General features: G+C 67.8%; 34 protein-coding genes. 31 read left to right on the top strand and 3 right to left on the bottom strand.

Translation table 11 applies throughout. The features are described 5' to 3' along the window. Positions 1-62 precede the first annotated feature (62 nt). On the top strand, positions 63-1,256 hold the full coding sequence (gene tuf, locus ACF07N_RS10450; RefSeq protein WP_094054444.1) for an elongation factor Tu: 1,194 nt from the start codon (positions 63-65) through the stop codon (positions 1,254-1,256). 171 nt (positions 1,257-1,427) lie between these two features. Here the strand turns inward: tuf and ACF07N_RS10445 are convergent, their stop codons facing one another. From ACF07N_RS10445 to ACF07N_RS10435, 3 genes are all read right to left on the bottom strand, one after another. Continuing rightward, positions 1,428-2,726 carry a family 16 glycosylhydrolase gene (locus ACF07N_RS10445; RefSeq protein ID WP_392110608.1) on the bottom strand — a complete coding sequence of 433 codons (1,299 nt, stop codon included), beginning with the start codon at positions 2,724-2,726 and terminating at the stop codon, positions 1,428-1,430. A gap of 266 nt (positions 2,727-2,992) precedes the next feature. Next, positions 2,993-4,012 (bottom strand): hypothetical protein, encoded by a 1,020-nt coding sequence (locus tag ACF07N_RS10440; protein ID WP_392110605.1) that lies wholly within the window; start codon positions 4,010-4,012, stop codon positions 2,993-2,995. Positions 4,013-4,111: 99 nt separating this feature from the next. Beyond that, a complete protein-coding gene (locus ACF07N_RS10435; RefSeq protein WP_392110602.1) occupies positions 4,112-4,537 on the bottom strand; it encodes an ATP-binding protein in 426 nt (141 codons plus the stop codon). Positions 4,538-4,690: 153 nt separating this feature from the next. Between ACF07N_RS10435 and ACF07N_RS10430 the strand changes: the two genes are divergently transcribed. From ACF07N_RS10430 to ACF07N_RS10285, 30 genes are all read left to right on the top strand, one after another. Further along, entirely contained in the window at positions 4,691-5,569 is an 879-nt protein-coding gene (locus tag ACF07N_RS10430; protein WP_392110600.1) for a helix-turn-helix domain-containing protein, read from the top strand. Continuing rightward, a complete protein-coding gene (locus ACF07N_RS10425; RefSeq protein WP_392110597.1) occupies positions 5,566-5,760 on the top strand; it encodes a DUF397 domain-containing protein in 195 nt (64 codons plus the stop codon). Before ACF07N_RS10430 ends, ACF07N_RS10425 begins: the two co-directional genes overlap by 4 nt. After that, positions 5,757-6,092, top strand: a complete 336-nt coding sequence (locus ACF07N_RS10420; RefSeq protein WP_383334175.1) for a hypothetical protein — start codon at positions 5,757-5,759, stop codon at positions 6,090-6,092. The genes ACF07N_RS10425 and ACF07N_RS10420 overlap by 4 nt, the downstream gene beginning before the upstream one ends. Before the next feature lie 108 nt (positions 6,093-6,200). Beyond that, positions 6,201-6,848 carry a hypothetical protein gene (locus tag ACF07N_RS10415; RefSeq protein WP_383334173.1) on the top strand — a complete coding sequence of 216 codons (648 nt, stop codon included), beginning with the start codon at positions 6,201-6,203 and terminating at the stop codon, positions 6,846-6,848. Between the two features lie 156 nt (positions 6,849-7,004). After that, a complete protein-coding gene (locus ACF07N_RS10410; protein WP_392110593.1) occupies positions 7,005-11,519 on the top strand; it encodes a DUF6531 domain-containing protein in 4,515 nt (1,504 codons plus the stop codon). Further along, positions 11,519-11,995, top strand: coding sequence for a hypothetical protein (locus tag ACF07N_RS10405; RefSeq protein WP_392110590.1), 477 nt, complete (start codon positions 11,519-11,521; stop codon positions 11,993-11,995). The genes ACF07N_RS10410 and ACF07N_RS10405 overlap by 1 nt, the downstream gene beginning before the upstream one ends. 521 nt (positions 11,996-12,516) lie before the next feature. Continuing rightward, positions 12,517-12,825, top strand: a complete 309-nt coding sequence (gene rpsJ, locus ACF07N_RS10400; protein ID WP_003948644.1) for a 30S ribosomal protein S10 — start codon at positions 12,517-12,519, stop codon at positions 12,823-12,825. Positions 12,826-12,842: 17 nt separating this feature from the next. Continuing rightward, the gene (rplC, locus tag ACF07N_RS10395) at positions 12,843-13,487 is read left to right on the top strand and encodes a 50S ribosomal protein L3 (RefSeq protein ID WP_010036739.1); all 645 of its coding nucleotides are present in this window, start codon (positions 12,843-12,845) and stop codon (positions 13,485-13,487) included. Positions 13,488-13,491: 4 nt separating this feature from the next. Next, positions 13,492-14,148: a 50S ribosomal protein L4 gene (gene rplD, locus ACF07N_RS10390; RefSeq protein WP_311680330.1), complete on the top strand. Its 657-nt coding sequence runs from the start codon at positions 13,492-13,494 to the stop codon at positions 14,146-14,148. Beyond that, the gene (rplW, locus tag ACF07N_RS10385; RefSeq protein ID WP_020272643.1) at positions 14,148-14,567 is read left to right on the top strand and encodes a 50S ribosomal protein L23; all 420 of its coding nucleotides are present in this window, start codon (positions 14,148-14,150) and stop codon (positions 14,565-14,567) included. The genes rplD and rplW overlap by 1 nt, the downstream gene beginning before the upstream one ends. A 38-nt stretch (positions 14,568-14,605) precedes the next feature. Next, positions 14,606-15,442 (top strand): 50S ribosomal protein L2, encoded by an 837-nt coding sequence (rplB, locus tag ACF07N_RS10380; protein ID WP_369195974.1) that lies wholly within the window; start codon positions 14,606-14,608, stop codon positions 15,440-15,442. 12 nt (positions 15,443-15,454) lie between these two features. Further along, positions 15,455-15,736, top strand: coding sequence for a 30S ribosomal protein S19 (gene rpsS / locus ACF07N_RS10375; protein ID WP_053759516.1), 282 nt, complete (start codon positions 15,455-15,457; stop codon positions 15,734-15,736). 44 nt (positions 15,737-15,780) lie between these two features. Beyond that, a complete protein-coding gene (gene rplV / locus ACF07N_RS10370) occupies positions 15,781-16,128 on the top strand; it encodes a 50S ribosomal protein L22 (RefSeq protein WP_006130776.1) in 348 nt (115 codons plus the stop codon). Further along, complete coding sequence (gene rpsC / locus ACF07N_RS10365) at positions 16,128-16,955, top strand: 30S ribosomal protein S3 (protein ID WP_311680329.1); 828 nt, start codon at positions 16,128-16,130, stop codon at positions 16,953-16,955. The genes rplV and rpsC overlap by 1 nt, the downstream gene beginning before the upstream one ends. Positions 16,956-16,960: 5 nt before the next feature. Then, positions 16,961-17,380, top strand: coding sequence for a 50S ribosomal protein L16 (rplP, locus tag ACF07N_RS10360; RefSeq protein ID WP_004984526.1), 420 nt, complete (start codon positions 16,961-16,963; stop codon positions 17,378-17,380). Beyond that, positions 17,380-17,604 (top strand): 50S ribosomal protein L29, encoded by a 225-nt coding sequence (gene rpmC, locus ACF07N_RS10355; protein ID WP_010036720.1) that lies wholly within the window; start codon positions 17,380-17,382, stop codon positions 17,602-17,604. Before rplP ends, rpmC begins: the two co-directional genes overlap by 1 nt. Further along, on the top strand, positions 17,604-17,894 hold the full coding sequence (gene rpsQ / locus ACF07N_RS10350; RefSeq protein WP_338782541.1) for a 30S ribosomal protein S17: 291 nt from the start codon (positions 17,604-17,606) through the stop codon (positions 17,892-17,894). Before rpmC ends, rpsQ begins: the two co-directional genes overlap by 1 nt. Positions 17,895-17,991: 97 nt before the next feature. After that, on the top strand, positions 17,992-18,360 hold the full coding sequence (gene rplN, locus ACF07N_RS10345; RefSeq protein WP_003998823.1) for a 50S ribosomal protein L14: 369 nt from the start codon (positions 17,992-17,994) through the stop codon (positions 18,358-18,360). Between the two features lie 2 nt (positions 18,361-18,362). Then, complete coding sequence (gene rplX, locus ACF07N_RS10340; protein WP_010036713.1) at positions 18,363-18,686, top strand: 50S ribosomal protein L24; 324 nt, start codon at positions 18,363-18,365, stop codon at positions 18,684-18,686. Beyond that, positions 18,686-19,243 carry a 50S ribosomal protein L5 gene (gene rplE, locus ACF07N_RS10335; RefSeq protein ID WP_033308965.1) on the top strand — a complete coding sequence of 186 codons (558 nt, stop codon included), beginning with the start codon at positions 18,686-18,688 and terminating at the stop codon, positions 19,241-19,243. The genes rplX and rplE overlap by 1 nt, the downstream gene beginning before the upstream one ends. Positions 19,244-19,248: 5 nt before the next feature. Continuing rightward, a complete protein-coding gene (locus tag ACF07N_RS10330) occupies positions 19,249-19,434 on the top strand; it encodes a type Z 30S ribosomal protein S14 (protein ID WP_003956452.1) in 186 nt (61 codons plus the stop codon). A gap of 211 nt (positions 19,435-19,645) precedes the next feature. After that, the gene (gene rpsH / locus ACF07N_RS10325; protein WP_014674378.1) at positions 19,646-20,044 is read left to right on the top strand and encodes a 30S ribosomal protein S8; all 399 of its coding nucleotides are present in this window, start codon (positions 19,646-19,648) and stop codon (positions 20,042-20,044) included. 24 nt (positions 20,045-20,068) lie between these two features. Next, positions 20,069-20,608, top strand: coding sequence for a 50S ribosomal protein L6 (gene rplF, locus ACF07N_RS10320; RefSeq protein ID WP_094054454.1), 540 nt, complete (start codon positions 20,069-20,071; stop codon positions 20,606-20,608). Positions 20,609-20,611: 3 nt separating this feature from the next. Then, entirely contained in the window at positions 20,612-20,995 is a 384-nt protein-coding gene (gene rplR / locus ACF07N_RS10315; protein ID WP_010036704.1) for a 50S ribosomal protein L18, read from the top strand. Positions 20,996-21,031: 36 nt separating this feature from the next. Continuing rightward, on the top strand, positions 21,032-21,637 hold the full coding sequence (gene rpsE / locus ACF07N_RS10310) for a 30S ribosomal protein S5 (protein WP_058923758.1): 606 nt from the start codon (positions 21,032-21,034) through the stop codon (positions 21,635-21,637). A 2-nt stretch (positions 21,638-21,639) separates the two neighbouring features. Beyond that, positions 21,640-21,822 (top strand): 50S ribosomal protein L30, encoded by a 183-nt coding sequence (rpmD, locus tag ACF07N_RS10305; protein WP_003974250.1) that lies wholly within the window; start codon positions 21,640-21,642, stop codon positions 21,820-21,822. A gap of 2 nt (positions 21,823-21,824) precedes the next feature. Continuing rightward, positions 21,825-22,280 (top strand): 50S ribosomal protein L15, encoded by a 456-nt coding sequence (gene rplO / locus ACF07N_RS10300; RefSeq protein WP_094054456.1) that lies wholly within the window; start codon positions 21,825-21,827, stop codon positions 22,278-22,280. A 235-nt stretch (positions 22,281-22,515) separates the two neighbouring features. Next, positions 22,516-23,829, top strand: coding sequence for a preprotein translocase subunit SecY (gene secY, locus ACF07N_RS10295; RefSeq protein ID WP_383334158.1), 1,314 nt, complete (start codon positions 22,516-22,518; stop codon positions 23,827-23,829). Then, complete coding sequence (locus tag ACF07N_RS10290) at positions 23,829-24,479, top strand: adenylate kinase (protein WP_383334156.1); 651 nt, start codon at positions 23,829-23,831, stop codon at positions 24,477-24,479. Before secY ends, ACF07N_RS10290 begins: the two co-directional genes overlap by 1 nt. A gap of 51 nt (positions 24,480-24,530) precedes the next feature. Then, positions 24,531-25,769, top strand: a complete 1,239-nt coding sequence (locus tag ACF07N_RS10285) for a hypothetical protein (protein ID WP_392110576.1) — start codon at positions 24,531-24,533, stop codon at positions 25,767-25,769. Positions 25,770-25,908 lie beyond the last annotated feature (139 nt).

The raw sequence follows: 25,908 nt of genomic DNA, 5'->3' as shown, positions 1-25,908 counted from the left end.
AGCAAAGATCACCTGGCGCCGATGAAGTAAGGCGTACCAGAACCACTCCCAGGAGGACCCCAGTGGCGAAGGCGAAGTTCGAGCGGACTAAGCCGCACGTCAACATCGGCACCATCGGTCACATCGACCACGGTAAGACGACCCTCACGGCCGCCATTACCAAGGTGCTGCACGACGCGTACCCGGACATCAACGAGGCTTCCGCGTTCGACCAGATCGACAAGGCTCCTGAGGAGCGCCAGCGCGGTATCACCATCTCCATCGCGCACGTCGAGTACCAGACCGAGACGCGTCACTACGCCCACGTCGACTGCCCCGGTCACGCGGACTACATCAAGAACATGATCACGGGTGCGGCGCAGATGGACGGCGCCATCCTCGTGGTCGCCGCCACCGACGGCCCGATGCCGCAGACCAAGGAGCACGTGCTCCTGGCCCGCCAGGTCGGCGTTCCGTACATCGTCGTCGCCCTGAACAAGGCCGACATGGTGGACGACGAGGAGATCCTGGAGCTCGTCGAGCTCGAGGTCCGTGAGCTCCTCTCCGAGTACGAGTTCCCGGGCGACGACGTTCCCGTCGTCAAGGTCTCCGCTCTGAAGGCCCTCGAGGGCGACAAGGAGTGGGGCAACTCCGTCCTCGAGCTCATGAACGCCGTCGACACCGCCATCCCGGAGCCGGAGCGCGACGTCGACAAGCCGTTCCTCATGCCGATCGAGGACGTCTTCACGATCACCGGTCGCGGTACGGTCGTCACCGGCCGTATCGAGCGTGGTGTCCTGAAGGTCAACGAGACCGTCGACATCATCGGCATCAAGCCGGAGAAGACCACCACCACGGTCACCGGCATCGAGATGTTCCGCAAGCTGCTCGACGAGGGTCAGGCCGGTGAGAACGTCGGTCTGCTCCTCCGTGGCATCAAGCGCGAGGACGTCGAGCGCGGCCAGGTCATCATCAAGCCGGGCTCGGTCACCCCGCACACCGAGTTCGAGGCGCAGGCCTACATCCTGTCCAAGGACGAGGGTGGCCGCCACACGCCGTTCTTCAACAACTACCGCCCGCAGTTCTACTTCCGTACGACGGACGTGACCGGCGTGGTGACCCTCCCCGAGGGCACCGAGATGGTCATGCCGGGTGACAACACCGAGATGAAGGTGGAGCTCATCCAGCCCGTCGCCATGGAGGAGGGCCTGAAGTTCGCCATCCGTGAGGGTGGCCGGACCGTGGGCGCCGGCCAGGTCACCAAGATCACCAAGTGAGTCTCCGGACTGGCTTGAGGGTCTGCTGACCTGAGTGGCTCGGAGGGGCCCGTACGACTTCGGTCGTGCGGGCCCCTTTGCCGTGCCGGGGGGCCGGGTGCCGGGGACGGCGACGCCCCCGGCTCGCGGAGAGCCGGGGGCGTCTGTGTGGGGGGTGGGGGTGTCAGGTCCTCAGCCGACCGTCCACTTCTGGTTGGCGGCGCCGGTGCACGTCCAGATCTGCAGCGGGGTGCCGTCGGCGGAGGAGTTGCCCTTGGCGTCCAGGCACTTGTCCGCGCCGACGTTGACCAGGTCGCGCGCCGCGGTGTGGACCCACTGCTGGGCCTTGGTGCCGTTGCAGGTGTAGAGCTGGACCGCCGCTCCGTCGGCGGTGGAACCGCCGCGGACGTCGAGGCACTTGCCGAGGGCGCGCACGGTCCCGTCGGATCCGAGGGCCCACTTCTGGGCGTCGACTCCGGTGCAGTTGTGGAGCTGGATGGGCGTGCCGTCGGCCGTGGAGGCGCCGGCGACGTCGGCGCACATGCCGCCGATGCCCTTGATGGCGCCGGTGGTGGGGGCGGGGCCGCCGGAGTCGTCGGCGGTGGAGACGCGGACGTAGTCCACGGTCATCGTCTGCGGGAACTGTGTGTTCCCGTCCGGGCTGCCGGGCCAGTTGCCGCCGACGGCGAGGTTGAGGATCAGGAAGAAGGGGTGGTCGTACACCCACTTCTTGCCGCCCAGGTCGGCCGTGGTGCGCGTCTGGTACGTCTGCCCGTCGACGGACCAGGTGATCTTCCCCGGCGTCCAGTCGACGGCGAAGACGTGGAAGTCGTCGGCGAAGGCCCGGCCGCCCGGGAGCGTGTACGCGGCGCCGATGCCGCCGCTGCCGGAGTAGCCCGGGCCGTGCAGGGTGCCGTGGACGGAGCCGGGCTCGTAGCCGACGTTCTCCATGATGTCGATCTCGCCGCTGTTCGGCCATCCGACGCTGCCCAGGTCGTTGCCGAGCATCCAGAACGCGGGCCACATGCCCTGGCCGCGCGGCACCTTGATCCGGGCCTCGAAGTGGCCGTACGCCTGCGTGAAGGTCCGGGCGGTGTTGAGCCGGGCGGACGTGTACTGGCAGGAGCCGTACCAGCACTGGAGGCCGGGGTCGGTGTTCTTGCGGGCGGTGATGACCAGGTTGCCGTTGCCGTCGAGGGCAACGTTGTCTCTGCTGTTGGTGTAGTACTGCAGCTCGTTGTTGCCGTTGCCGGAGCCACCGGTCTCCACGGTCCACTTGCCCGGGTCCGGGGCGCTGCCGGCGGCGCCGTCGAACTCGTCGGACCAGGTCGCGGCGGCGGCGGCCGTAGCGTCGGCCGGGGAGGCGGTCGCCGCGTCGGCCTGCCCGGTGGACGGGCCGGCCGTGGTCAAGGCGAACGCGGCGGTGACGGAGGCGCAGACCAGCGGGACGAGCCCGCCGAACCTGCGACGGCGTGTGCGATGAGCAGCCATGGCTGGACACACCTTGTCTGTGGGGGATGGGGGGAGTGGGCCGACGCTGTCGGCCGTGGAGGGATGCTACGAACGGTTCACCGCACAACCAACTGCCCGATTGGTCCGTCAACCCCGGCTGAACTGGGCGGAGTTGGAGCCGACCGGCTGAGCTCCGGATCGCTTAAAGCCTGCTTAAGGCGGGGTTAAGGGAAGGACGCGCGGGCGCCGGGCCGCTGCTGCCGGCAGGGAACGTCACCGCGTCACTGGATCACTGGATCCCTGGATCACTGCATGTTCCGCAGATGCGGGTGCTCGCACGACCTCTCGCAGACGTACAGCTGCAGGCAGTAGCCGCGCCCGATGGAGAGGCGCGTGGCGCAGGCCGGTCCGTCGACGTGGTGTCCGGTGTAGCCGGCGTCCTCCAGGGGACGCCAGCTGACGCTGCCGCCGTCCCATTCGGCGCCGTCGAGGGTGAGCAGGGGGCGGACACCCGCGCCGCACGCCGGGCAGGACATGGGAAACGGGTCGGAGAAGCTCCACGGGGCATGGCCGCCGGCCTTGTTGCCGGGGGCGACGGAGAGGTCGTACTGGTAGTAGACGTCGGCCTCTCCGTCCTCCGCCTCCTCCTCGTTCTCCTCCTCCCAGGCGCTGATCCGCTCGGCCAGTTCCTCGGGCAGCTCGTGCGGGGCCGGGTACTCGGTGACCGGCTCGGGGTGCAGGACGCACGGCTCGGGCAGATAGCCGGCCTCGCCGATGACGGACGGCCTGGGGGCGTCGGTGAGAGGCGTGACCACGTCGGCGGCGGTGCGCCAGCGCAGGTGCGTGTGCGGGAGGTGGTCGGGAGCGTGGTCGAACGGGCACCACAGCACCTGCAGCAGGTCGGCACCCTCCGGGCAGGGCAGGCCGGGGACGTCACGGGCGTACAGCTGGGCCACGGGCACCAGGGGGACCGGGCCGTCCTGCGGTACACGGGTCTTTCGGGTCGCCCGGTCGACGATCACTCGCTCCTCCTCGGACAGCAGCTCCTCGCCGTCGGCGCGGGGACGTGCCCATGCCGCCGCGAGGACGCGCCGCCGCAGCCGGACGTCCTCCGGGGACACGCCGCTGTGCCAGGGGCCCGTGTGCTCGGGGCAGCCCGGCCACGGTTCGTCCGCAGGCCACAGCAGGGGCCCGCCGAGGGAGCTGTCGGCGGCGGACGGCGACCCCGCCCGGGGATGGAGCCGGACGGCGGTGCGGGCGAGCGGGGCGAGCTCGGGGTAGAGCGCCGTGACGTCGAGGGGGCGGGGCGGGGTGGTGCGGGTCATGGGCAGGGAGCTTAAGGCTGCCCGGGCCGCGTCCGGCCGCCCGGGGCAGGGGGCCAGGGGGCAGGGAGGCAGGCAGGGGACCGAGCCTCTCGGGACGTGTCAGAGGTCGAACTCGGCCCAGACGGTCTTGCGGGGTGGGGGTCCGGGGGTGACGCCCCAGCGGTCGGCGAGCGCGTCGACGAGGAGCAGGCCGCGACCGGACTCGGCGTCGGGGGAGGGGAGCCGGGGCGCCGGGTGCAGGTCGTCGCGGGTGTCGGTCACCTCGATGCGCAGGGTGCCGCCGACCACGTGGAGGAGCAGGCGGAAGTCGCGGCCCGGGACACGGCCGTGGGTGACGGCGTTGGCGGACAGTTCGGCGACCACCTGTGTCGCCCGGTCCGACGGCAGGCCCCAGGACCGCAGTTGCTCGGCGGCGAGGAGACGGGCCAGGCGGGCGCCGCGGGCGGTGGGGGAGAGCCGGAGGCTGAAGTCGCGGACCTGGGGGGCGAGTTCGGCTCCGGACTCGGTGGGGGAGTTCTGCTTCACGTCATCCAGAGTGGCCGGGGGCGCCTACCGTGAACAGTGACTCAGCGAGTGCGTACGGTGACTGTCCGCAGGTTGTCCGGTCGTGTCCGGGCTGTCGGCGCCGGGCGTACGGGTAGGGCGCTGAGGCAGGGGCGTACGACGGAAGGGTGCGGGATGACGGCCGAGGCGGCGGAGACGGGACGGCTCAAGAGTGAGGCGGACGAGCCGGGTTGGGAGGTCGACCCCGACGACGAGTGGGGTGTCGCGGTCATCGCCACGGTGGGGCGGCAGCTGAAGCTGCGGCGCGAGGCGGTGGGGATGCGGGCCGCCGACTTCGGGGCGGCGGTGGGGTACGGGGAGGACCTGGTCTACAAGATCGAGGGTGGGAAGCGGATTCCCCGGCAGGAGTACCTCGCGGAGGCGGACCGGGTGCTGGGGGCGGGTGGGCTCATCGCGGCGACCTGGGAGGACGTGAAGAGGGTCCGCTATCCCAAGAAGGTGCGGGAGCTGGCGCAGCTGGAGGGGCGGGCGGTGGAGATCGGGGTGTACGAGAGCATCAGTGTCAGCGGGCTGCTGCAGACTCCGGACCATGCCCGAGCCCTGTTCGAGTCGTGGCAGCCGGCGTACTCGCCGGACGAGGTGGAGCAACTGGTGGCTGCGCGGATGGCTCGCCAGTCCGTGTTCGAGCGGTCACCTGCCCCGTCGCTCAGTTTCGTCCAGGAGGAGGCCACGCTGCGGCGCCCCGTCGGGGGCACAATGGTCTGGCGTCAGCAGCTTGAGCGCCTGCTGGATGTGGGCCGGTTGCGTAACGTCCGGCTCCAGGTCATGCCCACGAGCAGCGAGGCTCACCCCGGCCTGAACGGGAGGATCGAGGTGCTCAAGTTCGGGGACGGCACTGCGGTCGGCCGATCCGACGGTGCCTTCAGCGGCCGGCCCACCACCGATCCGAAGCAGATCCAGATCCTCGAACTGCGGTATGGCACCATCCGGGCTCAGGCCCTTCCCCCTCGGGAGTCGCTGACCTTCATTGAGCAACTGCTGGGAGAGACATGATCAGCAACGCTGAACTGACGTGGTTCAAGAGCAGTTACAGCAGTGGCCCGGACGGCAACTCCTGCGTCGAGATCGCGATAGCCCCGGACAGCGCGACGGTCCATGTGCGGGACTCCAAGCACACGCAAGGCCCTCGACTGGCCGTGTCGCCCGGGGCATGGGCAGGCTTCGTGTCGAGTCTTCCCGCATGACGTCGGATCCCGCCCCCGACGATCTCGACCTCGACACGATCGAGGAACTGTGCGCGGCCGCCACTCCCGGCCCCTGGTTCGTCAGGAACCTGGACGACGAGCACGCGATGAACCTGGTCGCCGTCAGCACGGTGGAGGACACCGGCCGGACCGAGCGGTGGCCCGGCTTCGACCACCGGGAGCTGATCGCGGCGACGCTCGTGCAGCAGCCTCGCTACGTGGACTGCGCCGACGAACGCTGGGAGGAGAACGCCGCGTTCATCGCCATGGCGCGTGACGCCCTGCCGCGACTCGTGGCCGAGGTGAAGCGGCTGCGCCTGCTCGTGGAGTAGGGGCGTGCCCCGAGGGCGGGGGGACGGCCGAGGGGTGAAGGGCGTCCCGCCCTCGTGCGATGGGACGATGAACGCACGAGTGGTCGAGAGAACGGGGAGGCCGGCGTCATGGCCCGGTATATGGAGACCCTGACCGTCGAGCGAGGCGGTTTCCGGATCAAGGTGCCGGAGTCGTGGTGGGAGTTCGACGTCCGGCCGGAGTCGCGGGACGACTCGATCCGGCGGATGGTGACCGAGCGGGTGCGGCAGCGGCCGGAGCTGGAGCAGTACCGGGACACCTACGTCGACTTCCTCCGGCGGGCCGCGGCGGACGCGTGGAAGTCGGGCGCGCTGTACTGCGGCTGCATGGCGGAGAACTTCGGCGGCGACACCCCGATCACGGGGTCCGTGACCGTCTCCCTGGTCGGCGGCCGCAACGAGCGCGGTGAGCCGCTGTCCAACGACCCGGCGGCCATCGCGAGCCAGCTCGCGGTGAAGGAGGCCAAGCGGGAAGGCGACTCCTGGCGCAAGGTGACGACGGTCGACATCCCGGGCGTCGGCCCGGCCGCGCGCACGTACGGCATCGAGGACATCGCCGTACCGGGCGATGAACTCAACCGCACGGTCCGGGCCGTGCTGATGCAGACGTACATTCCGGTGCCGGGGCAGGAGGGCAAGGTCGCCCTGGTCGCGGGCAGCAGCCAGGTGCTCGACCTGGCGGACTCGTTCTTCGACATCTTCGACGCGATCACGTCGACGTTCCGGTTCACGGGCTGATGCCGGTCTCTGCCGCGCCGGCTGCGGGCCCTGCCTGTTCCCCGCACGACCGTGCCTTGTAAGTTCACGTGTGCATACGGGTGTTGACGTGGATGCGGGCGTGACGGGGGTTGCGGTATGGCGGGCCACAGGCCGACGGACTGGCATGTCCTGGACTTGGACAAGGACCCGACCCCTGGTGATCCGCAACGCGTACGCACACTCGCGAAGCAGTTGCACGACTTCGCCGACGACGTCTCCGACGCGCTGCGTCTGGTCAAGGGCATGGCGGGGGAGGGGACGCTGCTGGAGTGGGCGGGCAAGTCGGCCGACGTCTTCAAGGAGGACTTCGCCGACGTCCCGAAGAACCTCAAGAAGCTGAAGAAGTCCTACGAGATGTGCGGGGACGCGCTGGCGGACTTCTGGCCGAAGCTGGAGCGCGCGCAGTCCCTGGCGGACAAGGCCCTGCGCAAGGGCCGTGAAGCCCGCGACAGCCTCTCCTCCGCCCAGTCCCGCCTCGCCTCCGCCGACTCGTGGATGACGCGGGCGACCAAGGAAGCGGACAAGTACAAGGACGACCCGACCGGCAGCAAGTCCGACGCGGACAAGCCGGACGAGGCGAAGGTGCGTGCCGCCACCCGGGACGTGCAGCACGCGAAGTCCGCTCAGACCAAGGCCCAGTCAGACGTCTCCGATGCGCAGGACGCGCTCGCCGCGGCGAAGAAGATGGCCGAGGACGCGCGCAAGATGCGGGAGGAGGCCGCGCGGGAGGCGAAGTCGAAGATCGACGAGGCCTCGGACGCCGGCATCCAGAACCGGTCGTGGTGGGAGGAGGTCGGCGACTGGTTCGTCGACAACTGGGACACCATCGTCGCGGTGTGCAAGGTCGTCGTGGCCGTCGTCGGCATCGTCGCGATGATCATCGGCGGGCCGATCCTGGGCGCGATCGTGCTGATCGCGGCGGCCGTCGTGCTCGCCGACACGCTCTACAAATACAGCAAGGGCCGAGCGTCCCTATGGGATGTGGGGCTGGCGGCGCTGGACTGCATCCCGGGCATGAAGGGGCTGACGACCCTCGGTGGGCTGGCCAAGGGGCTCAAGGGCGGCATGGCCGCGATGGCGGGCATCAGGGGTGGCCTGAGGGGCATGGGGCTCGCTGTTCGCGGCCTCGGCAAGAGCGCCCGACGCATGATCGCGGACGGGGCCAAGGGCGCACACAACCGGGTCAAGAGCGTCGTACGGTCCAAGGGCAGTGACCCGGTCGACATGGCCACGGGCAGGATGTTTCTTCCGCAGACCGACGTGGAGCTTCCAGGGCTGCTGCCCTTGGCCTTCGAGCGCCGGGTGGAGTCGGGATACGCCACTGGCTGGTGGTTCGGCCCCAGCTGGACCTCCACCTTGGACCAACGGCTGGAGATCGACGAGGAAGGCGTCGTCTTCGTCACCGAGGACGGCCTGCTGCTCGCATACCCGCACCCTCACGACCCGGCATCACCGGAGCTGCCGGACGTCGGTCCCCGTTGGCCCCTGACCCGGCTGGACGACGGCGGGTACACGGTCACCGACCTCGTCACCGGCCGGATCCGGACCTTCGGCAGACCATGCGACGGCCTGGCACTGCTGGAGCGGATATCCGACCGCAACGGCCACACCATTGATTTCCGTTATGACAGTGCCGGGACTCCGACCGACATCAGACACTCGGGCGGCTACCACCTGAAGCTCACCGCCGAGGACGGCCTGATCACCTCGCTGGCCCTGGCCGAAGCGGCCGATGACGGTTCCGACATCACCGTCAAGCGATATGGCTATACCGACGGTAACCTCACCGAGGTCGTCAACTCCTCGGGCGCGGCGCTCCGTTTCACCTACGACGAGCGTCTGCGTGTCACATCGTGGACCGACAGCAACGGCAGCCGCTACGAGTACACCTACGATGCGCTGGACCGCTGCACGGCCGAGGGCGGAGAGGCTGGCCACATCGCCATCACTCTGACCTATGACGGCACGCACGCCGACTGGCCGGATCTCGCGGTCACGACCCTCACCACTGCCGAGCACGCGGTGAGCCGATTCCTGGTCAACGACCGTTCCCAGGTGGTGGCCGAGATCGATGCCAACGGCGACACCACGCGCACCGAGTACGACGACAACCACCATGTGCTGGCCCACACCGACGCACTGGGCCACACCACACGGTTCACCTACGACTCGGCGGGCCGGCCACTGACCATCACCCACCCGGACGGCGAAGTCACCCGGTACACGTACAACGATCTAGGGCTTCCCACGGCCGTCCTCCTGCCCGAAGCCGCTCGTTGGCAGCGGGAGTACGACGACCGTGGCAACTGCACTGCTGTCACCGATCCCACCGGGGTGACGGTTCGGTACACCTACGACGACGCCGGCCGTGTCACGGCGGTCACCGACGCGCTCGGAGAAACCACGCACGTCCGTTGCACAGCTGCCGGTTTGGTGACCGAAGTGACCGATCCGCTGGGCAACCGTTTCACCGAACACCATGACGCGTTCGGCCGGACCCATCTGATCACGGACCCACTGGGAGCGCAGACCCGTCGCTGGTGGACCGTGGAGGGGCATCTCGCTCGCACACTCGGTCCGGACGGTGCGGAACAGTCGTGGGTGTACGACGGGGAAGGCAACTGCATTCGCCACACGGACGCTGATGGCCGTGACTTCACTTACGAGTACACACACTTCGACCTGCTGACTGCGCGGACAGGCCCCGACGGAGCTCGCTACGAGTTCCAGCACGACTCCTCGCTGCGGCTGACCAAGGTCACGGCTCCCAGCGGCCTGACCTGGAGATATAAGTACGATCCCGCTGGTCGGCTCGTCGCGGAGGAGGACTTCGACGGCCGTCGCGTCATCTACCGGCACGATGCGGCGGGCCGCCTGGTGGCCCGCATCAACCCGTTGGGACAGTCAGTCGAATACGAGTACGACAAGGTGGGTCGACTCACGACGAAGCGCGTGGACGGTGCCGTCACGACGTATGAGTACGACCGTCTCGGCAGGAGGCTGCGCCTGTCGAGCCCTGACTGTGCAATGGCCTGGGAGCGCGATGCGTCGGGGCGGCTCGTCTCCGCAGCGGTGAACGGACGCACCCTGCGGTTCGGCTACGACGTGGCGGGTCGGCGTACGGAGAGGACGACGCCCACCGGTGCCCGCGCCGCTTACCGATACGACGCGGTGGGCCGCATGACGTCGCTGGTCAGCTCGGGGCATGCCGTGGACTTCGACTACGACGCCGCAGGCCGCGAGGTGCGCCGCCTGATCGGTGACTCGCTCACCATTGCGCAGGGGCGAGACGTCGCGGGGCGGCCGACGGACCTGACGGTGACCACACCGGAGCGACTGGTGCAACGCCGTTCCTACTCCTTCCGCCCGGACAGCGCCCTCGTCGGTATCGACGACCCCACGCACGGCCCGGTGGCGTTCGGCCTGGACGACGCCGGCCGTGTGACAGAAGTCAGTGCCCGGGAGTGGACCGAGTCCTATGCCTACGACGCGTCAGGCAACCAGACCCGCGGCTCCTGGCCTGCACACCACCCGGGCCAGGAGGCCCGAGGAGAGCGGGACTACACCGGAAACCGCCTCACGCGGGCGGGTTCTGTCCGGTACGAGTACGACGGAGCAGGACGAATCGTGGTGCGGCGCAAGGTCCGCCTGTCGCGAAAGCCCGACGTATGGCGTTACCAGTGGGACGCCGAGGATCGCCTCATCTCGGTGATCACCCCTGACGGGACGACCTGGCGTTACCGCTACGACCCGTTCGGCCGCCGGACAGCGAAGCAGCGTCTCGCAGCGGACGGCGTGACGGTTCTGGAGGAAACGCTCTTCACCTGGGACGGGCAGACGGTCACCGAGCAGATCACTACCGCTTCCCACCTGCCGCACCCGGTCATCCTTACGTGGGATCACGACGGTCTGTTCCCCCTGACGCAGACTGAGCGCCTCACCGACGCATCCCTCCAAGAGGAGATCGACTCCCGCTTCTTCGCCATCGTCACCGACCTCGTAGGGACACCCACGGAACTCGTCGACGAGTCCGGCTCCATCGCGTGGCGATCACGCAGCACCCTCTGGGGCCTCACCACGTGGCCGACGGAAAGCGCTGCGTACACACCGTTGCGATTCCCCGGTCAGTACCACGACCCCGAAACGGGGTTTCACTACAACTACCTTCGCTACTACGACCCGGAGACGGCCCGGTACGCCTCCCCCGACCCTCTGGGCATCGAACCCGCACCCAACCCCACCGCTTACGTCCACAACCCTCACACCTGGGCGGACCCGCTCGGCCTTGCTCCGTACAACCGGAACTTCGACACACGGCAAGAGGCGTTCAACGCCGCCAAGGACCGGGCGGGTGTCCCGCGCAGTCAGCCGCCCGCCCGTCAGTGGACGGTCGGTGACGATCCGGCCATGCGGCACAGAACGAGCAACTACGTGTACGACGAGAGCCCCGGCTCCCATGGGCGGTACTACCAGTACGAGACACCCGAGGGCACACGCGTTGTCGTCAATCACACCAATGACCCCAACGCGCCGCATCCGCACTTCCATGCCGGACAGCCCAAGGGCGGGGGCAGAAACGTCGACATGATGGGGCAGCGCTACCAGCAAGTCGGGGACAAGCACCACTTCTATTACCCGGAAGGTACCTAGTGCCGAGCGAAGAACTGCGCAAGAAGCTTCAGAGGCGAAAGGAAGAGGCAGAAGCAGCACGGCTCATAGAGCGACTGGGCGGCGTGCGCACCCATGGCTACCGCCAGGACGGCGAGATGCCTGATTGGCCCGCGAGGGCACTGGCTGAATTCCAGCGGACCGACTCGGTACCGGCCTCGCGGATCGGGGACGAGGCGAGTGACGACGAGGTGGATCGCTGGATCGAAGATTTCGCCGCAGAAGCCGGAATCGGCGCGAGGTTCTATGTGCGCACCGGGATGGAACTCTTTCCGTGGCTCGACTGTGCCGTCACCGGCCCGGGGTGGGCCGGATCACTGCGTCAGGGGTTGGGCGGCGATCTCGTCCTCCTGTCCCACGATGCGCAGACACTGGTCGTGATCTTCGAGGAGGAGTACGACTACCAAGCCTTTCGTCACCCCCAGCGCGCGCCGCGGCCACCCGGCGATAGATCCTGACAACCTCGGGGGCCTCCGGCTCGGGCTGGAGTTCCCGGGACCCGCATGATCGGCAAGCTCCCCGCACCCCCGGCTCGCCCCGCCTACGCCCGCGCGCCCCTGGTTTGACCTTCGTCACCCCCGGGGTATTCTCTCCGGCTCGATTGGCGTCTGCCTTGCCCCGTATGGCAGACTGTCCGAGTTGCTCGGTCGAGTGTTGATGCTGCGCGCCTCCCGCCGGGAGGACCGGAAGCGAGTCCCACAGTACTCGTCGCCCCAACTGCCACACGGCAGCGCTGGGGCGGACGTACGGGAATCTTTCGGGAAGCAAGGTGCGGCACCGGCCAGGCACCCGGTGGGCCTTCCGCCCCCGGCTCGCGGTACCGGAAGGGCCGTGTGCAATCCCGCAGGGATGTTCGAACAAGGGACATCTGTGTCAGCGGGAGCGCGACACGCCCGACCGCGTGGGTCGGAGGAACGAAGGCAGCAGAAGGAATCCGCCGGGTTCCAGAGCGTAAGAGAGACAGGACTACTGAGTAGCCATGGCGGGACAGAAGATCCGCATCCGGCTCAAGGCCTACGACCACGAGGTCATCGACTCCTCGGCGAAGAAGATCGTCGAGACGGTGACCCGCACTGGTGCGTCGGTCGCGGGCCCGGTGCCGCTGCCCACTGAGAAGAACGTGTACTGCGTCATCAAGTCGCCGCACAAGTACAAGGACTCGCGCGAGCACTTCGAGATGCGCACGCACAAGCGCCTGATCGACATCCTCGACCCCACCCCCAAGACCGTTGACTCTCTGATGCGACTCGACCTCCCGGCCGGTGTCGACATCGAGATCAAGCTCTGAGGCCGGTGATCTGAGAGATGGCTAAGCAGATCAAGGGCATCCTGGGCGAGAAGCTCGGCATGACGCAGGTGTGGGACGCGAACAACCGCGTCGTCCCGGTCACCGTCGTCAAGGCCGGCCCCAACGTCGTCACCCAGGTCCGTACGAACGATGTCGACGGCTACGAGTCCGTCCAGATCGCTTTCGGCGAGATCGACCCGCGCAAGGTGAACAAGCCCCTCAAGGGCCACTTCGCCAAGGCCGACGTCACCCCCCGTCGCCACCTCGTCGAGATCCGCACCGCGGACGCCTCCGAGTACACGTTGGGCCAGGAGATCACCGCTGAGGTGTTCGAGGCCGGCGTGAAGGTCGACGTGACCGGCAAGAGCAAGGGCAAGGGCTTCGCCGGTGTCATGAAGCGCCACAACTTCCGTGGCCTCGGCGCCGGACACGGCACCCAGCGCAAGCACCGCTCCCCCGGTTCCATCGGTGGCTGCGCCACCCCGGGCCGTGTGTTCAAGGGCCTCCGCATGGCGGGTCGCATGGGCAACGAGCGGGTCACCACCCAGAACCTGACCGTCCACGCCGTTGACGCGGAGAAGGGTCTGCTGCTCATCAAGGGCGCGGTTCCCGGTCCGAACGGCGGCCTCGTCCTGGTCCGCACCGCGGCCAAGGGGGCCTGAGGTAATGAGCACTGTTGACATCCTTTCGCCGGCGGGCGACAAGGCCGGTTCCGTCGAGCTCCCCGCGGAGATCTTCGGCGTTGAGAAGGTCAGCATCCCGCTGATCCACCAGGTCGTCGTCGCACAGCTGGCCGCTGCCCGTCAGGGCACGCACAAGACCAAGACCCGTGGCGAGGTCCGCGGCGGTGGCAAGAAGCCGTACCGCCAGAAGGGCACCGGTCGCGCCCGTCAGGGTTCGACCCGCGCGCCGCAGTTCGCCGGTGGTGGCGTCGTGCACGGTCCCGTGCCGCGTGACTACTCGCAGCGGACCCCGAAGAAGATGAAGGCTGCCGCGCTGCGTCACGCCCTCACCGACCGGGCCCGCCACAACCGCATCCACGTCGTCTCCGGCGTCGTCGAGGGCGACAGCCCGTCGACGAAGGCCGCCCGGACGCTGTTCGGCAAGATCTCGGAGCGCAAGAACCTGCTCCTGGTCGTCGACCGCGCCGACGAGGCCGCGTGGCTGTCCGCCCGCAACCTGCCCCAGGTCCACATCCTGGAGCCGGGCCAGCTGAACACGTACGACGTTCTCGTCTCGGACGACGTGGTCTTCACCAAGGCCGCTTTCGAGTCCTTCGTGTCGGGCCCGAAGGCCAATGACACCGAAGGGAGCGAGGTCTGATGGCTATCCGTCACCCCGCTATCGCCTCGAAGGCCGCGAAGAAGGCCAAGGAGGCTCGCGTCAAGAAGGCGCGTCGCCACGCCACCGAGGGCAAGAACACGGTCGAGACCCCGCTGAGCAAGTCCTTCACGGACCCCCGTGACGTGCTGCTCAAGCCGGTCGTCTCCGAGAAGAGCTACGCGCTCCTCGACGAGGGCAAGTACACGTTCATCGTCGACCCGAGCGCCAACAAGACCCAGATCAAGCAGGCCGTCCAGGCGGTCTTCTCGGTCAAGGTCACCGGGGTCAACACGATCAACCGCCAGGGCAAGCGCAAGCGGACCCGCACCGGCTTCGGCCAGCGTGCGTCCACCAAGCGCGCGATCGTGACCCTCGCCGAGGGCGACCGTATCGACATCTTCGGCGGTCCGACCGCGTAAGCGGGTCGGATCGTCCGATATCGGACGAGGACTGAGAAATGGGAATCCGCAAGTACAAGCCGACTACGCCGGGCCGCCGTGGCTCGAGCGTCGCCGACTTCGTCGAGGTCACGCGGTCCACGCCGGAGAAGTCGTTGGTCCGCCCCCTGCACAGCAAGGGTGGCCGTAACAACTCCGGTCGTGTGACCGTCCGCCACCAGGGTGGTGGCCACAAGCGCGCCTACCGCGTGATCGACTTCCGTCGTCACGACAAGGACGGCGTGCCGGCGAAGGTCGCGCACATCGAGTACGACCCCAACCGCACCGCGCGCATCGCGCTGCTGCACTACGCCGACGGCGAGAAGCGCTACATCCTCGCCCCGCGCAACCTGCAGCAGGGTGACCGCGTCGAGAACGGTCCCGGGGCCGACATCAAGCCGGGCAACAACCTGGCCCTCCGCAACATCCCGGTCGGTACCACGATCCACGCGATCGAGCTCCGTCCCGGTGGCGGTGCCAAGTTCGCCCGCTCCGCCGGTGCCTCCGTGCAGCTGCTCGCGAAGGAGGGCCAGATGGCCCACCTGCGCATGCCGTCCGGTGAGATCCGCCTGGTCGACGTCCGCTGCCGCGCCACCATCGGCGAGGTCGGCAACGCCGAGCAGAGCAACATCAACTGGGGCAAGGCGGGCCGTAAGCGGTGGCTGGGCGTTCGCCCGACCGTCCGTGGTGTGGTCATGAACCCGGTTGACCACCCGCACGGTGGTGGTGAGGGCCGGACCTCCGGTGGTCGCCACCCTGTGTCCCCGTGGGGCAAGAAGGAAGGCCGTACTCGTTCGCCCAAGAAGGCGTCGAACAAGTACATCGTCCGCCGCCGCAAGACGAACAAGAAGCGCTAAGGACGGGTTGAGATGCCTCGTAGCTTGAAGAAGGGGCCCTTCGTCGACGACCACCTGATGAAGAAGGTGGACGCCCAGAACGAAGCGGGCACCAAGAACGTCATCAAGACCTGGTCCCGTCGCTCGATGATCGTGCCGGCCATGCTCGGCCACACGCTCGCGGTGCACAACGGCAAGACCCACATCCCGGTGTTTGTCACCGAGTCGATGGTCGGCCACAAGCTCGGCGAGTTCTCGCCGACCCGCACCTTCCGGGGCCACGTCAAGGACGACCGGAAGTCGAAGCGCCGCTAGTCGGCGGGGTGCAATCGACCATGACAGACACTGAAGGGACAACCATGGAAGCCAGGGCCCAGGCGCGGTACATCCGCGTCACGCCCATGAAGGCCCGCCGCGTGGTGGACCTCATCCGTGGCATGGACGCCACGGAGGCTCAGGCGGTCCTGCGTTTCGCCCCGCAGGCCGCGAGCGTGCCGGTCGGCAAGGTGCTGGACAGCGCCATCGCCAACGCCGCGCACAACTACGACCACACCGATGTCGACAGCCTCTTCATTTCCGAGGCCTACGTCGACGAGGGTCCGACCCTGAAGCGGTTCCGGCCGCGCGCCCAGGGCCGTGCCTACCGGATCCGCAAGCGGACCAGCCACATCACCGTGGTCGTCAGCAGCAAGGAAGGAACCCGGTAATGGGCCAGAAGGTAAACCCGCACGGGTTCCGGCTCGGTGTCACGACCGACTTCAAGTCGCGTTGGTACGCCGACAAGCTGTACAAGGACTACGTCAAGGAAGACGTCGCCATCCGTCGGATGATGACGTCCGGCATGGAGCGCGCCGGCATCTCCAAGGTCGAGATCGAGCGCACCCGTGACCGCGTGCGTGTGGACATCCACACCGCTCGTCCGGGCATCGTCATCGGCCGCCGCGGCGCCGAGGCCGACCGCATCCGCGGTGACCTCGAGAAGCTCACCGGCAAGCAGGTCCAGCTGAACATCCTCGAGGTCAAGAACCCCGAGACGGACGCTCAGCTCGTGGCCCAGGCCGTCGCCGAGCAGCTCTCCTCCCGCGTCTCCTTCCGCCGTGCCATGCGCAAGAGCATGCAGTCGGCGATGAAGGCCGGCGCCAAGGGCATCAAGATCCAGTGCGGTGGCCGCCTCGGTGGCGCCGAGATGTCCCGCTCGGAGTTCTACCGCGAGGGCCGCGTGCCCCTGCACACGCTCCGCGCGAACGTGGACTACGGCTTCTTCGAGGCCAAGACGACCTTCGGCCGCATCGGCGTGAAGGTCTGGATCTACAAGGGCGACGTCAAGAACATCGCCGAGGTCCGCGCCGAGAACGCCGCTGCCCGCGCCGGCAACCGCCCGGCCCGTGGTGGCAACGACCGCCCGGCCCGTGGTGGCCGCGGTGGCGAGCGTGGCGGGCGCGGTCGCAAGCCGCAGCAGGCTGCCGGCGCCGAGGCCCCCAAGGCCGAGGCTCCCGCCGCCGCTCCGGCTGAGAGCACCGGAACGGAGGCCTGACCGTCATGCTGATCCCCCGTAGGGTCAAGCACCGCAAGCAGCACCACCCCAAGCGCAACGGCATGTCCAAGGGTGGCACGCAGGTTGCGTTCGGCGAGTACGGCATCCAGGCGCTGACCCCGGCGTACGTCACGAACCGCCAGATCGAAGCGGCTCGTATCGCCATGACCCGTCACATCAAGCGTGGCGGCAAGGTCTGGATCAACATCTACCCGGACCGCCCCCTCACCAAGAAGCCGGCCGAGACCCGCATGGGTTCCGGTAAGGGTTCGCCGGAGTGGTGGGTGGCCAACGTCAAGCCCGGACGCGTGATGTTCGAGCTGTCGTACCCCAACGAGAAGATCGCGCGCGAGGCCCTGACCCGTGCGGCTCACAAGCTGCCGATGAAGTGCAAGATCGTCAAGCGCGAGGCAGGTGAAGCGTGATGTCGGCCGGTACCAAGGCGTCTGAGCTGCGCGAGCTGGGCAACGAGGAGCTTCTGAACAAGCTCCGCGAGGCCAAGGAAGAGCTGTTCAACCTCCGCTTCCAGGCGGCGACGGGCCAGCTCGAGAACCACGGTCGGCTCAAGGCCGTCCGCAAGGACATCGCGCGGATCTACACCCTGATGCGTGAGCGCGAGCTGGGCATCGAGACGGTGGAGAGCGCCTGATGAGCGAGAGCAGCAACGTGACTGAAGAGACCAAGACGGACCGCGGTTTCCGCAAGACCCGTGAGGGTCTGGTCGTCAGCGACAAGATGGACAAGACCGTCGTCGTCGCCGTCGAGGACCGCGTCAAGCACGCGCTGTACGGCAAGGTCATCCGTCGTACGAACAAGCTCAAGGCCCACGACGAGCAGAACGCCGCGGGTGTCGGCGACCGCGTCCTCCTGATGGAGACCCGGCCGCTGTCCGCGACCAAGCGCTGGCGCGTCGTCGAGATCCTCGAGAAGGCCAAGTAATTCCTGCGGGGCAGACCCCGCAGGACAGTTCCGCCAGGCTCCGGGGGCCGCACGGTGAGCGGCCCCCGGGGAACCGGCAGACAAACAGGAGATAGACGTGATCCAGCAGGAGTCGCGACTGCGTGTCGCCGACAACACGGGTGCGAAGGAGATCCTCTGCATCCGTGTGCTCGGCGGCTCCGGTCGCCGCTACGCGGGTATCGGTGACGTCATCGTCGCCACCGTCAAGGACGCGATCCCCGGTGGCAACGTGAAGAAGGGTGACGTCGTCAAGGCGGTCATCGTTCGCACCGTCAAGGAGCGCCGCCGTCCGGACGGCTCGTACATCCGCTTCGACGAGAACGCCGCCGTCATCCTCAAGAACGACGGCGACCCTCGTGGCACCCGTATCTTCGGCCCGGTCGGCCGTGAGCTGCGCGAGAAGAAGTTCATGAAGATCATCTCCCTCGCGCCGGAGGTGCTGTGAGCATGAAGATCAAGAAGGGCGACCTGGTCCAGGTCATCACCGGTAAGGACAAGGGCAAGCAGGGCAAGGTCATCGCGGCCTTCCCCCGTGAGGACCGTGTCCTGGTCGAGGGTGTCAACCGGGTCAAGAAGCACACCAAGGCCGGTCCGACGGCTCGCGGTTCGCAGGCCGGCGGCATCGTCACCACCGAGGCGCCGATCCACGTCTCCAACGTCCAGCTGGTCGTGGAGAAGGACGGCAAGAAGGTCGTGACCCGCGTCGGTTACCGCTTCGACGACGAAGGCAACAAGATCCGCGTTGCCAAGCGGACGGGTGAGGACATCTGATGGCTACCACCACCACTCCGCGTCTGAAGCAGAAGTACCGTGAGGAGATCACGGGCAAGCTGCGTGACGAGTTCAAGTACGAGAACGTCATGCAGATCCCCGGTCTCGTCAAGATCGTGGTCAACATGGGTGTGGGCGACGCCGCCCGCGACTCCAAGCTGATCGAGGGCGCCATCCGCGACCTCACCACGATCACCGGTCAGAAGCCGGCCGTCACCAAGGCCCGCAAGTCCATCGCGCAGTTCAAGCTGCGTGAAGGCCAGCCGATCGGTGCCCACGTCACGCTCCGTGGCGACCGCATGTGGGAGTTCCTGGACCGCACCCTGTCGCTCGCGCTGCCGCGCATCCGCGACTTCCGCGGCCTGTCCCCCAAGCAGTTCGACGGCCGTGGCAACTACACCTTCGGTCTCACGGAGCAGGTCATGTTCCACGAGATCGACCAGGACAAGATCGACCGCACCCGGGGTATGGACATCACCGTGGTGACCACGGCGACCAACGACGCTGAGGGCCGTGCGCTCCTTCGTCACCTCGGCTTCCCCTTCAAGGAGGCGTGAGCGAGATGGCGAAGAAGGCTCTGATCGCGAAGGCTGCCCGCAAGCCCAAGTTCGGCGTGCGCGCGTACACCCGCTGCCAGCGCTGCGGTCGTCCGCACTCCGTGTACCGCAAGTTCGGCCTGTGCCGCGTGTGCCTGCGTGAGATGGCTCACCGTGGCGAGCTGCCGGGCGTGACCAAGAGCTCCTGGTAATCCCCACTTCAGGGATTCCGGAAGACTCTCGGTAAGCATCTGGGTGGACAGGGGCCCGCCCCGCATGGCTTAGGCTTGTGGGGTTGGGCGCCTGTCACGCCCGTACGACTTACTACGCCGTAGGTCCACCGCGCCGCACCCGTCCCGTCTCGGATCGGGGAGAGGGATGGCGCACCAGGAAACCCCGGCGAGAGAGGCCGAAGGCCAATTCATGACCATGACTGATCCGATCGCAGACATGCTTACGCGTCTGCGGAACGCGAACTCGGCGTACCACGACTCGGTGTCGATGCCGCACTCCAAGATCAAGTCTCACATCGCGGAGATCCTCCAGCAGGAGGGCTTCATCACGGGCTGGAAGGTCGAGGACGCCGAGGTCGGCAAGAACCTCGTCCTTGAGCTGAAGTTCGGCCCCAACCGTGAGCGCTCCATCGCGGGCATCAAGCGGATCTCCAAGCCCGGTCTCCGGGTGTACGCGAAGTCCACCAACCTGCCGAAGGTGCTCGGCGGCCTGGGCGTGGCGATCATCTCCACGTCGCACGGGCTCCTCACCGACAAGCAGGCCGGCAAGAAGGGCGTGGGTGGGGAAGTCCTCGCCTACGTCTGGTAGCGGAAGGGAACGGAGGAAACAGCTATGTCGCGCATCGGCAAGCTCCCCATCGCGGTTCCCGCCGGCGTGGACGTCACCATCGACGGCCAGACGGTCTCGGTCAAGGGCCCCAAGGGCACGCTGACCCACACCGTCGTGGCGCCGATCGAGATCGCCAAGGGTGAGGACGGCGTCCTGAACGTCACCCGCCCCAACGACGAGCGTCAGAACAAGGCCCTGCACGGCCTGTCCCGCACGCTGGTGGCGAACATGATCACCGGCGTGACCCAGGGTTACGTGAAGAAGCTCGAAATCAGCGGTGTCGGTTACCGCGTTGTCGCCAAGGGTTCGAACCTGGAGTTCTCCCTCGGTTACAGCCACCCGATCCTGGTCGAGGCGCCCGAGGGCATCACCTTCAAGGTGGAGGCCCCCACCCGCTTCTCGGTCGAGGGCATCGACAAGCAGAAGGTCGGCGAGGTTGCGGCCAACATCCGCAAGCTGCGCAAGCCCGACCCGTACAAGGCCAAGGGCGTCAAGTACGAGGGCGAAGTCATCCGCCGCAAGGTCGGAAAGGCGGGTAAGTAAGCCATGGCATACGGGCAGAAGATCCTCAAGGGCGACGCCTACAAGCGCGCCGCGATCAAGCGCCGTCACATCCGGATCCGCAAGCGGATCAACGGTACGGCGGAGCGTCCCCGTCTGGTCGTGACCCGCTCCAACCGCCACATCGTGGCGCAGGTGATCGACGACCTGAAGGGCCACACCCTGGCGTCGGCGTCCACCCTGGACAGCTCGATCCGCGGTGGCGAGGGCGACAAGTCCGCGCAGGCGAAGCAGGTCGGCGCCCTGGTCGCCGAGCGTGCCAAGGCCGCCGGTGTCGAGGCCGTCGTGTTCGACCGTGGTGGCAACCAGTACGCCGGGCGCATCGCCGCCCTGGCGGACGCCGCCCGCGAAGCCGGGCTCAAGTTCTGAGCCGCTTGTAGCTAGCGGAAAGAGAGAGGTAATCCAATGGCTGGACCCCAGCGCCGCGGAAGCGGTGCCGGTGGCGGCGAGCGGCGGGACCGGAAGGGCCGTGACGGCGGCGCTGCTGCCGCCGAGAAGACCGCGTACGTTGAGCGCGTTGTCGCGATCAACCGCGTCGCCAAGGTTGTGAAGGGTGGTCGTCGCTTCAGCTTCACCGCGCTGGTCGTGGTGGGCGACGGTGACGGCACCGTGGGTGTCGGCTACGGCAAGGCCAAGGAGGTGCCGGCCGCCATCGCCAAGGGCGTTGAGGAGGCCAAGAAGCACTTCTTCAAGGTTCCCCGTATCCAGGGCACCATCCCGCACCCCATCCAGGGTGAGAAGGCTGCCGGCGTCGTGCTGCTCAAGCCCGCGTCCCCGGGTACCGGCGTTATCGCCGGTGGTCCGGTGCGCGCCGTGCTCGAGTGCGCCGGTATCCACGACGTGCTGTCGAAGTCGCTCGGCTCCGACAACGCGATCAACATCGTGCACGCGACCGTGGAGGCCCTGAAGGGCCTGCAGCGTCCCGAGGAGATCGCGGCCCGCCGTGGTCTGCCCCTGGAGGACGTCGCCCCCGCGGCTCTGCTGCGCGCTCGTGCCGGGGCGGGTGTGTGATCATGGCGCAGCTCAAGATCACGCAGGTGAAGTCCTACATCGGCAGCAAGCAGAACCACCGTGACACCCTGCGTTCCCTTGGTCTCAAGGGGATCAACACGCAGGTCGTCAAGGAGGACCGCCCCGAGTTCCGCGGCATGGTGCACACCGTCCGCCACCTCGTGACGGTCGAGGAGGTCGACTGATCATGGCGGAGCAGAACCCGCTCAAGATCCACAACCTCCGTCCCGCCCCGGGCGCCAAGACCGCCAAGACCCGTGTCGGTCGTGGTGAGGCGTCGAAGGGTAAGACGGCCGGTCGTGGTACCAAGGGCACCAAGGCCCGTTACCAGGTTCCGGAGCGCTTCGAGGGTGGGCAGATGCCCCTCCACATGCGCCTCCCGAAGCTGAAGGGCTTCAAGAACCCGTTCAAGACCGAGTACCAGGTCGTGAACCTCGACAAGCTGGCCGCGCTCTACCCCGAGGGTGGCGAGGTCACTGTCGAGGGTCTGGTGGCCAAGGGCGCCGTTCGCAAGAACGCGCTCGTCAAGGTCCTCGGCCAGGGCGAGATCTCCGTGGCGCTGCAGGTGACGGTCGACGCCGTCTCCGGCTCCGCCAAGGAGAAGATCACCGCCGCCGGCGGTTCCGTCACCGAGCTCGTCTGAACACCACAGGCGTCTCGATGACCTGAGCGATCCCGACCGGGGATACCCCACATATGGGGTATCCCCGGTTGGTCGTTCCTAGGGCGGCAGTCTCGCCGGTAAGGTGGCCTGCACTGCCCTCTTTACACAGGGTGCTGCTCTTCCGGCACTCTGAGCGGCAGTTGACCGTTACTTATTCGTCGAACCTCAAGACCGTCACCCTTGACGCAGTTGCGCTGGGGTCGCAGGAGGCACCGTGCTAACCGCGTTCGCCCGGGCGTTCAAGACGCCCGACCTGCGCAAGAAGCTGCTCTTCACGCTCGGCATCATCGTGATCTACCGGGTGGGTACGCACATCCCGATCCCAGGTGTCGACTACAGGGCCGTTCAGGTCTGTGTCGACCAGGCGAACGCCACCTCGGGCATCTTCGGCCTGATCAACATGTTCAGTGGCGGCGCGCTGCTGCAGATCACGATCTTCGCGCTCGGCATCATGCCGTACATCACGGCGAGCATCATCCTTCAGCTGCTGACCGTGGTGATCCCGCGCCTGGAAGCCCTCAAGAAGGAGGGGCAGTCCGGTACGGCGAAGATCACGCAGTACACCCGGTACCTGACTGTGGCGCTCGCCATCCTCCAGGGCACCGGCCTCGTCGCCACCGCCCGCAGTGGCGCCCTCTTCCAGGGCTGCCCGGTGGCCGGCCAGATCGTCCCGGACCAGTCGATCTTCGTCACCATCACCATGGTCATCACCATGACCGCCGGTACGGCGACCGTGATGTGGCTCGGTGAGCTCATCACCGACCGCGGCATCGGCAACGGCATGTCCATCCTGATGTTCATCTCGATCGCCGCGACCTTCCCGGCGGGGCTGTGGGCCATCAAGACCCAGGGCTCCCTGGCCGGCGGCTGGATCGAGTTCGGCATCGTGTGCCTCATCGGCCTCGTGATGATCGGCCTGGTGGTCTTCGTCGAGCAGGCCCAGCGGCGCATCCCGGTGCAGTACGCGAAGCGCATGATCGGCCGGAGGTCCTACGGCGGCACGTCGACGTACATTCCGCTGAAGGTCAACCAGGCGGGCATCATCCCTGTGATCTTCGCCTCGTCGCTGCTCTACATCCCGGCACTGATCGCGCAGTTCGTCGGCGGCAGCGCCGACTGGAAGACCTGGATCGAGCAGAACCTCGCGAAGCCGAACGCTCCGGCGCACATCGCCCTCTACTTCTTGCTGATCGTTTTCTTCGCCTTCTTCTACGTGGCCATCTCGTTCAACCCCGAGGAAGTCGCGGACAACATGAAGAAGTATGGTGGCTTCATCCCGGGCATCCGGGCTGGCCGACCGACCGCTGAGTACCTGTCGTACGTGCTCAACCGGATCACCTGGCCGGGTTCGCTGTACTTGGGGCTGATCGCTCTCGTGCCGACGATGGCGTTGGCTGGTTTCGAGGCAGACCAGAACTTCCCGTTCGGCGGTACCAGCATCCTGATCATCGTGGGTGTCGGACTCGAGACGGTGAAGCAGATCGAGAGCCAGCTTCAGCAGCGCAATTACGAAGGGTTCCTCCGCTGATGCGTATCGTCCTTGTCGGGCCGCCGGGTGCCGGTAAGGGAACGCAGGCCGCGTTCCTCGCCAAGAACCTGGCGATCCCGCACATCTCCACGGGCGACCTGTTCCGCGCGAACATCAGCCAGGGCACAGAGCTCGGGCTGCGTGCGAAGTCCTACATGGACGCGGGACAGCTGGTGCCCGACGAGGTCACCATCGGCATGGCGCGCGACCGTATGCAGCAGCCGGACGCGGCCGGGGGCTTCCTCCTCGACGGCTTCCCGCGGAACGTCGCGCAGGCCGAAGCGCTCGACGAGATGCTGCGTGACGCGGACATCAAGATCGACGCGGTGCTGGACCTGGAGGTCCCCGAGGACGAGGTCGTCAAGCGGATCGCCGGCCGGCGGATCTGCCGCAACGACTCGGCGCACGTGTTCCACGTCACGTACAACCCGCCCGCGGCGGAGGGCGTCTGCGACGTGTGCGGTGGTGAGCTGTACCAGCGTGACGACGACCGTGAGGACACGGTGCGCCGGCGGCTGGAGGTCTACCACACGCAGACCGAGCCGATCATCGACTACTACAAGGCCCAGGGCCTTGTGACCACGGTCTCCGCGATGGGGAAGGTGGCGGACGTCACGAAGCGCGCCATGTCGGCGCTTCCCGGTTCGTAACAGCTCACACAGCAAGGCAGCGGCCCCCGTCGGGGGCCGCTGCCTTGCTTCGTGGTGACCCCGAAAGTGCTCTGCCGAGGAGGTACGGCCATCAAGCCCGAACAGTTGCCACGGTCCGACGGCTCCACCGAGCGGGAGCAGCCGCCGCCCCGCCGCAGGAGGCGCCGCCTGGCGATCGCCGCGGTGGCCGTGGTGGCCGTGGCGGCCGCGGTCATCGGGGTGTCGGCGGCCCTGACGGGCGGTGACCCGGAAGAACAGCCCGAGGTCTCCGGCGTGGTGGCCCGTCCCGACCAGTCCCCGCCGCGCGAGCTGATAGCCGCGGGGCGGGTCGCCGTCTCGGCGTACTACACGACCAAGCTCGTGCAGCAGCCGGACGGGGACGCGGTGAACGGGAGGCAGTGGAGTCTGTACGACCCCACGGCCGAGCGGTACGAGAAGACCGACTGGGCCTGGGTCGATGTCGCTCCCGGGATGAAGACGGCCGCGGTGCTGGAGGGTGATCTCCCCGCCGGCCGCGTGGGCCTGATGAACCTGTCCACGGGCGAGGTCGAGCGCTGGATCGAGGTCGAGAAGGGCGTCGGCGGTGTGCAGTTCTCACCGGACGGCGAGCGCCTGGTGGCGACGGCGTACAGCGACCACCCGGACGGTCTCTTCCGGGACGCGCCGGTGCGCGTGGAGGGTGCGCCGGGCGGTGGCAAGGGCCAGGAGATGCCGGGGCCGAAGCAGAGCCGCACCGGCTTCTATGTCATCGACGTCGACTCCGGCAAGGCGGTGTTCCGTGAGCGGCCGGCCAAGAAGGACAGTCTGGCGGCGATGGCCGGCACCGGGCGTCAGGACTTCAGCTGGAGCAGCGACGGCAGGACGCTCTGGGAGCAGCGACTCGACCGGCCGGGCAGGAACTACTACGACGTGAACGGCAGGCTGAAGTCACAGCCGCAGCGGAAGACCGATGCGATCCTTCCGCCGGTGGTCACGTCCCCGGACGGAAAGCGTGCGACGGGCGGCTTCGCGGGGAGCAAGGACGGCCGGATCGTCTCCGCGGTTCTGGACGCGAGGACCGGCGAGCGCAGCGCGGTCGTCCCCGGGCAGCAGCTTCTCGCGTGGGCGGACAACACCCACCTCATCGCCTGGCTGTGTGACCCCGGCCAGTGCAAGCCCGGCAAGGGGGAGTTCCGCAACCAGCTGGTCCTGGTGGGCCTGGACAGCGACGAGGTGACGCCGCTCTCGGGCTTCCGCGCGGCCCAGCTCGACCACGCCGGCCGCTGGACCCCGGTCTTCACCGAGCGCTGACGCGCCCGGGACCGGGCGCACCGAAAGCTCCGGCCGGGGGGGGGGGGCGGGGGGGGGGGGCGCCGCCCCGCCCGGCGGGGGGACGGGGGGTGGGGGGGGGGGGGGCGGGCGGCGGCGCGCGGTCCGAGCCCCAGTGGGG

Source organism: Streptomyces sp. NPDC015242, from assembly GCF_043079125.1.
Lineage (GTDB): Bacteria > Actinomycetota > Actinomycetes > Streptomycetales > Streptomycetaceae > Streptomyces.
The sequence above is the reverse complement of the archived record's forward strand: the minus strand, read 5'-3'. Positions and strand labels throughout refer to the sequence as shown.

What these genes read in the sequence shown, in the direction of transcription:
- ACF07N_RS10445 (WP_392110608.1), bottom strand. Translation starts at nt 2,726, where the DNA reads ATGGCTGCTCATCGCACACGCCGTCGCAGGTTCGGCGGGCTCGTCCCG.
- ACF07N_RS10440 (WP_392110605.1), bottom strand. Translation starts at nt 4,012, where the DNA reads ATGACCCGCACCACCCCGCCCCGCCCCCTCGACGTCACGGCGCTCTAC.
- ACF07N_RS10430 (WP_392110600.1), top strand. Translation starts at nt 4,691, where the DNA reads ATGACGGCCGAGGCGGCGGAGACGGGACGGCTCAAGAGTGAGGCGGAC.
- ACF07N_RS10425 (WP_392110597.1), top strand. Translation starts at nt 5,566, where the DNA reads ATGATCAGCAACGCTGAACTGACGTGGTTCAAGAGCAGTTACAGCAGT.
- ACF07N_RS10420 (WP_383334175.1), top strand. Translation starts at nt 5,757, where the DNA reads ATGACGTCGGATCCCGCCCCCGACGATCTCGACCTCGACACGATCGAG.
- ACF07N_RS10415 (WP_383334173.1), top strand. Translation starts at nt 6,201, where the DNA reads ATGGCCCGGTATATGGAGACCCTGACCGTCGAGCGAGGCGGTTTCCGG.
- rpsJ (WP_003948644.1), top strand. Translation starts at nt 12,517, where the DNA reads ATGGCGGGACAGAAGATCCGCATCCGGCTCAAGGCCTACGACCACGAG.
- rplC (WP_010036739.1), top strand. Translation starts at nt 12,843, where the DNA reads ATGGCTAAGCAGATCAAGGGCATCCTGGGCGAGAAGCTCGGCATGACG.
- rplD (WP_311680330.1), top strand. Translation starts at nt 13,492, where the DNA reads ATGAGCACTGTTGACATCCTTTCGCCGGCGGGCGACAAGGCCGGTTCC.
- rplW (WP_020272643.1), top strand. Translation starts at nt 14,148, where the DNA reads ATGGCTATCCGTCACCCCGCTATCGCCTCGAAGGCCGCGAAGAAGGCC.
- rplB (WP_369195974.1), top strand. Translation starts at nt 14,606, where the DNA reads ATGGGAATCCGCAAGTACAAGCCGACTACGCCGGGCCGCCGTGGCTCG.
- rpsS (WP_053759516.1), top strand. Translation starts at nt 15,455, where the DNA reads ATGCCTCGTAGCTTGAAGAAGGGGCCCTTCGTCGACGACCACCTGATG.
- rplV (WP_006130776.1), top strand. Translation starts at nt 15,781, where the DNA reads ATGGAAGCCAGGGCCCAGGCGCGGTACATCCGCGTCACGCCCATGAAG.
- rpsC (WP_311680329.1), top strand. Translation starts at nt 16,128, where the DNA reads ATGGGCCAGAAGGTAAACCCGCACGGGTTCCGGCTCGGTGTCACGACC.
- rplP (WP_004984526.1), top strand. Translation starts at nt 16,961, where the DNA reads ATGCTGATCCCCCGTAGGGTCAAGCACCGCAAGCAGCACCACCCCAAG.
- rpmC (WP_010036720.1), top strand. Translation starts at nt 17,380, where the DNA reads ATGTCGGCCGGTACCAAGGCGTCTGAGCTGCGCGAGCTGGGCAACGAG.
- rpsQ (WP_338782541.1), top strand. Translation starts at nt 17,604, where the DNA reads ATGAGCGAGAGCAGCAACGTGACTGAAGAGACCAAGACGGACCGCGGT.
- rplX (WP_010036713.1), top strand. Translation starts at nt 18,363, where the DNA reads ATGAAGATCAAGAAGGGCGACCTGGTCCAGGTCATCACCGGTAAGGAC.
- rplE (WP_033308965.1), top strand. Translation starts at nt 18,686, where the DNA reads ATGGCTACCACCACCACTCCGCGTCTGAAGCAGAAGTACCGTGAGGAG.
- ACF07N_RS10330 (WP_003956452.1), top strand. Translation starts at nt 19,249, where the DNA reads ATGGCGAAGAAGGCTCTGATCGCGAAGGCTGCCCGCAAGCCCAAGTTC.
- rpsH (WP_014674378.1), top strand. Translation starts at nt 19,646, where the DNA reads ATGACCATGACTGATCCGATCGCAGACATGCTTACGCGTCTGCGGAAC.
- rplF (WP_094054454.1), top strand. Translation starts at nt 20,069, where the DNA reads ATGTCGCGCATCGGCAAGCTCCCCATCGCGGTTCCCGCCGGCGTGGAC.
- rplR (WP_010036704.1), top strand. Translation starts at nt 20,612, where the DNA reads ATGGCATACGGGCAGAAGATCCTCAAGGGCGACGCCTACAAGCGCGCC.
- rpsE (WP_058923758.1), top strand. Translation starts at nt 21,032, where the DNA reads ATGGCTGGACCCCAGCGCCGCGGAAGCGGTGCCGGTGGCGGCGAGCGG.
- rpmD (WP_003974250.1), top strand. Translation starts at nt 21,640, where the DNA reads ATGGCGCAGCTCAAGATCACGCAGGTGAAGTCCTACATCGGCAGCAAG.
- rplO (WP_094054456.1), top strand. Translation starts at nt 21,825, where the DNA reads ATGGCGGAGCAGAACCCGCTCAAGATCCACAACCTCCGTCCCGCCCCG.
- ACF07N_RS10290 (WP_383334156.1), top strand. Translation starts at nt 23,829, where the DNA reads ATGCGTATCGTCCTTGTCGGGCCGCCGGGTGCCGGTAAGGGAACGCAG.